The sequence below is a fragment of the Actinomadura rubrisoli genome (assembly GCF_004349215.1).
GTDB classification, from domain to species: domain Bacteria; phylum Actinomycetota; class Actinomycetes; order Streptosporangiales; family Streptosporangiaceae; genus Spirillospora; species Spirillospora rubrisoli.
In genome coordinates this window covers 1-4,546 of the sequence record NZ_SMKU01000520.1, presented here as the reverse complement: position 1 = coordinate 4,546, position 4,546 = coordinate 1, and the positions used below count along the sequence as shown (strand labels likewise).

Genomic DNA, 4,546 nt, shown 5'->3' with positions numbered 1-4,546 from the left:
CGGGGGCGGGGTCGTCCTCCGGAGGACGGTCCACGGCGCCGCCCGCGTTCACGCCCTGGGATTCGACGAGATCGTCGCCGGTGTCCTGCCTCTTGTGCTCCATCCTCGCCCTCTACCCGGCCCGGACGGCCCTAGGCGTCGGCTGAGCCGGGACCGGTCCCGTCGAATCCTTGGTCTCATGGGTTGTCGTCGCGGGTGTTCGGACGGCGGGAGGCACACGGTGTCAGAGCCGGACGAGGGCGAGCCGCACGACCACCCGGACCTGGAGCGGGCGGAGCGAGGATGGCGCGCCGCCCGGGAGGCGCAGCTGGCGGCCACCCACGTGATCTTCACGCTGCTCGTGGTCGTCCACCACCTCGGCGCAGGCGCCGGAGGACGAGGCGGACGACGACGGGCGCGACGCTCACCGGCTGCGCCGGGAATTGGGCGAGACGCGGCTGAGCCAGGCGCGGAGCGTCCGCGACGAGGCCGAGGAGCTGGTGGCGGACGGGCATGGCCAGGTCGCGCGGTCGCGCCGGCTGATGGACCGGCCGGGCCCGGTGTTGGCGCCGCCCGCCGACGAGCCGCCGCTGATCACCGAGCCGCTGACCGCCGAGGAATGCGACCGGCACCTGGCGCAGGCCGGCGACTCGCTGGCGGACATCTGGGCGGACGTCGACCGGGCCCGTGACCTCCTGGGGATGGATGCGGCCGATGATCGTCCGGCTGCCACCTCCGACGACGGACGGCCCGTGGACGACGCCCTCGGCATCGATCTGCCCAAGGGCATGGTCTATGGATGCGTGACTGTTCTGGTCGGGTCGGTCGGGGTGCTCATCCTTATAGCGATCGCCGGCGTCGTGGTTCTGATGGTCGTCGACTATTCCCTCCACAGCGAGAGCAAGACCATGACTCCGGACTGGGCGGTCACCGGGACCCGGCCGTCCCAGGTCCCGGCGCCCAAGGGGAAACAGAACCAGGTGAAGGGCACGGCGCTGGCTTACCGGCTGGCGGCGGGGCAGACGGTCACGACCTCCTTCGCCCTTCCCGGGTTGGAGCGGGTGTGGGTTCCCCCGCGGTCTCGGTACTTCACCGGTTTTCTCGATTTCCGGCCGGACTCACGCTGCGCCGCCCGCAGCAGGCTCGTCTGGACCCTCGGCGCAAAGGGGGGCCGGCTCGCCCTCGGCAAGGAGGCCGCCGTCAACGACATGGAGGTCTCTGACACGCTCGTTCTCTCCGTCCGTCTGGACGCTCCCGCATCCTGCGGCGGGACCTTGCGCCTTGCCTACCCCCACATTCGCAACTACGGGGTATGGAGAGGACCTATCGCTTAGCTCAGGCGTCGTCTGGCCCGCGGTCGTAGCGGCGGGCCGCGGTGTCTCCGCCGTCCTCGCGCCGTGGCTCGGCTCCCTTGGGCCGGGACCGGTCCCGTCGAATCCTTGGTCTCATGGGCTGTCGTCGCGGGTCATCGGACGGCGGGAGGCACACGGTGTCAGAGCCGGACGAGGGCGAGCCGCACGACCACCCGGAGTTGGAGCGGGCGGAGCGAGGATGGCGCGCCGCCCGGGAGGCGCAGCTGGCGGCCACCCACACGATCATCACGCTGCTGGTGGTCATCTACCACCTCTTCGAGGAGGACGAGGCGGACGACGACGGTCTCGACGCTCACCGGCTGCGCCGGGAACTGGCCGAGACACGGCTGAGGCGGGCGCGGAGCGTCCGCGACGAGGCCGAAGAGCTGATGGCGGACGGGCACGGCCAGGTCGAGCGGCTGCGCCGGCTGATGGACCGGCGGGATCGAGTCCCGGCGCCGCCCGCCGACGAGCCGCCGCTGATCACCGAGCCGCTGACCGCCGAGGACTGCGACCGGTACCTGGCGGAGGCGGCCGACTCGCTGGCGCGGATCTCGGACGCCGTGAACCTGGCCGGCAACCTGCTGGAGCCGGATCCGGCCGAGGATCATCCGGTCGCCGCGACCGACGGCGGGTGGCCCGTGGACGACGTCCCCGGCACCGACCCGCCCAAGGGCATGGTCTATGGATGTGTGACTGTTCTGATCGGGTCACTCAGGTGGCTCATGCTTGTGGCGGTCGCCGGCCTCGTGGGTCTGATCGTCGTCGACAACGGCATGCACGTCGAGACCAAGGCCATGACTTCGGACCGGGCGGTCACCGGGACGCGGCCGTCCCAGATCCGAGCGCCAAAGGAGAAGGGGAACCAGGGACGGCGCACGGCGCTGGCTTACCGGCTGGCGGCGGGGCAGACGGTCACGACCTCCTTCGCCCTCCCCCGGATGAAACGGATGTGGCTCCCCAGTGAGGCTCGGTACTTCACCGGTTCTCTCGAATTCCGGGGTGACTCGCGCTGCGCCGCCCGCAGCCGGCTCGTCTGGACCCTCGGCGACGACGAAGGCCGGCTCGCCCTCGGCGAGGAGATCGCCATCAAGAACCTGGGCGTCCCCGACAGGCTCGTTCTTTCCGCCCGGCTGGCCGCTCCCGCGCCCTGCGGCGGGACCCTGTACCTCTCCTATCCGCGCGTGACCAACTACGCGAGACCCGTCGGTGGTTCCCTTTAGGGGAGGGGGTCAGCCGACGTCCTCGGCGAGCATCAGCCATTCCTCCTCGACCTGGGCGGCCTCGGCCTGGATCTCCTTGAGGCGGCCGTCCAGCTCCTGGAGCTTGGCGTAGTCGGTGGCGTGGGCCGCGAGCCGCTCGTGCAGCTCGGCCTCCTGGGCGGCGAGCTTCTCCAGGCGGCGTTCGAGCCGGTCGAGCTCCTTGCGGGCCTTCCAGTCCTGGCCGCCCCTGGGCTTGGGCGGCGCCGGCTCCGCGGGCCGGGCGGCCTTCGCGGCGGCGGATGCGGCGGCGGCAGGTGTCGGCGCGGCTCCGGCGGCGCGGCGTTCGAGGTACTGGTCGACGCCGCCGGGGAGCATGGTCACGCGCCCATCGCCGAGCAGCGCGACGACGTGGTCGGTGATGCGCTCCAGGAAGTACCGGTCGTGGCTGACGACGACGAGGGTGCCGGGCCAGCCGTCGAGCAGGTCCTCGACCTCGGTGAGCGTCTCGATGTCGAGGTCGTTGGTGGGCTCGTCCAGCAGCAGGACGTTGGGCTCCCCCATGAGCAGCCGCAGGATCTGCAGGCGGCGCCGCTCGCCGCCGGACAGCTCGCCGATCGGCGTCCACTGGCGGTCGCCCTGGAAACCGAGCCGTTCGAGGAGTTGGCTCGCGGTCCAGTCGCGCTTGCCGACGGTGATGCGGCGGCGGATCTCCTCGACCGACTCCAGGACGCGGCGGGACGGGTCGAGCTCCTCCAGGTCCTGGGACAGGTGCGCGAGCTGGACGGTCTTGCCGCGGATCACCTTGCCCGAGACGGGGGCGACCGAGCCGTCCAGCAGGCGGAGGAGGGTGCTCTTGCCGCTGCCGTTGACGCCGACGAGGCCGACGCGGTCGCCGGGGCCGAGGCGCCAGGTCATCCGCTCGAAGATGTCGCGCGCGGTGTCCCCCTCGCCGACGCGGGCGGTCACGTCCTCCAGGTCGTAGACGGTCTTGCCGAGGCGCGCGGTCGCGAACCGGGTCAGCTCGACCGCGTCGCGCGGCGGGGGCTCGTCGGCGATCAGTGCCTGCGCGGCGTCCACCCGGAATTTCGGCTTGGACGTGCGGGCCTGGGGGCCGCGGCGGAGCCATGCGAGTTCCTTGCGGAGCAGGTTCTGCCGCTTCGCCTCGGTCGCGGCGGCGATGCGGGAGCGCTCGGCCTTGGCGAGGACGTACGCCGAGTAGCCGCCCTCGTAGCGTTCGACGCGGCCGTCGACGACCTCCCACGTCCGCTCGGTGACCTCGTCGAGGAACCAGCGGTCGTGGGTGACGACGAGCAGCGCGGTCCGGCGGCCCCTCAGGTGCCGGGCGAGCCAGTCGATCGCCTCGATGTCGAGGTGGTTGGTGGGCTCGTCCAGGACCAGCAGGTCGGACTCGGGGACGAGCAGGCGCGCCAGGGCGGTCCGGCGGCGCTCGCCGCCCGACATCCCGGCGAGCGGCGCGTCGAGGTCGAGGCCGGTGAGCAGGCCGCCGAGGACGTCGCGGGCCCGGGTGTCGCCCGCCCATTCGTGCTCGGGGCGGTCGCCCAGCACGACGGAGCGGACCGTGGCGCCCTCGGGGAACTCGTCGCGCTGCGTCAGGTAGCCGAGCCGCAGCCCGCGGGCATGCGTGACGCGCCCGTCGTCGGGCTCGGTCTCCCGCGCGAGGACGGACACGAGGGTGCTCTTGCCGCCGCCGTTGCGCCCCACGACCCCGACGCGGTCGTCGTCGTCCAGCCCGAGGGACACGGCGTCGAGCAGCGGCTTGGGCCCGTAGGACTTGGCGGCGTTCTCAACGTTGATCAGATTCACGACGCCTTCAAGCCTATTGCCCCCCGCGGACCGATTGTGCGCCCGGTGGACCCGCGCTCCAGCGTGGTCAGGGCGTGCCGGGCCAGCCGTCGAGCAGGTCCTCGACCTCGGTGAGCGTCTCGATGTCGAGGTCGTTGGTGGGCTCGTCCAGCAGCAGGACGTTGGGCTCCCCCATGAGCAGCCGCAGGA

At 72.2% G+C, this 4,546-nt stretch carries 4 protein-coding genes; 2 read left to right on the top strand and 2 right to left on the bottom strand.

Annotated elements, in window-relative coordinates; genetic code table 11:
* Window positions 1–223: 223 nt before the first annotated feature.
* A complete protein-coding gene (locus tag E1298_RS51465; RefSeq protein ID WP_279499673.1) occupies window positions 224–352 on the bottom strand; it encodes a hypothetical protein in 129 nt (42 codons plus the stop codon).
* 169 nt (window positions 353–521) lie between these two features.
* Between E1298_RS51465 and E1298_RS44420 the strand changes: the two genes are divergently transcribed.
* Both E1298_RS44420 and E1298_RS44415 read left to right on the top strand, forming a co-directional pair.
* Window positions 522–1,313, top strand: a complete 792-nt coding sequence (locus E1298_RS44420; RefSeq protein ID WP_131903392.1) for a hypothetical protein — start codon at window positions 522–524, stop codon at window positions 1,311–1,313.
* A 155-nt stretch (window positions 1,314–1,468) separates the two neighbouring features.
* On the top strand, window positions 1,469–2,554 hold the full coding sequence (locus E1298_RS44415) for a hypothetical protein (RefSeq protein WP_131903391.1): 1,086 nt from the start codon (window positions 1,469–1,471) through the stop codon (window positions 2,552–2,554).
* 9 nt (window positions 2,555–2,563) lie between these two features.
* On the opposite strand, the gene E1298_RS44410 is transcribed toward E1298_RS44415, so the two are convergent.
* On the bottom strand, window positions 2,564–4,357 hold the full coding sequence (locus E1298_RS44410; protein ID WP_131903390.1) for an ABC-F family ATP-binding cassette domain-containing protein: 1,794 nt from the start codon (window positions 4,355–4,357) through the stop codon (window positions 2,564–2,566).
* Window positions 4,358–4,546: the final 189 nt, after the last annotated feature.

Excerpts from the sequence above, each read along its gene's own strand:
- E1298_RS44420 (WP_131903392.1), top strand. The coding sequence starts at position 522 with ATGGACCGGCCGGGCCCGGTGTTGGCGCCGCCCGCCGACGAGCCGCCG.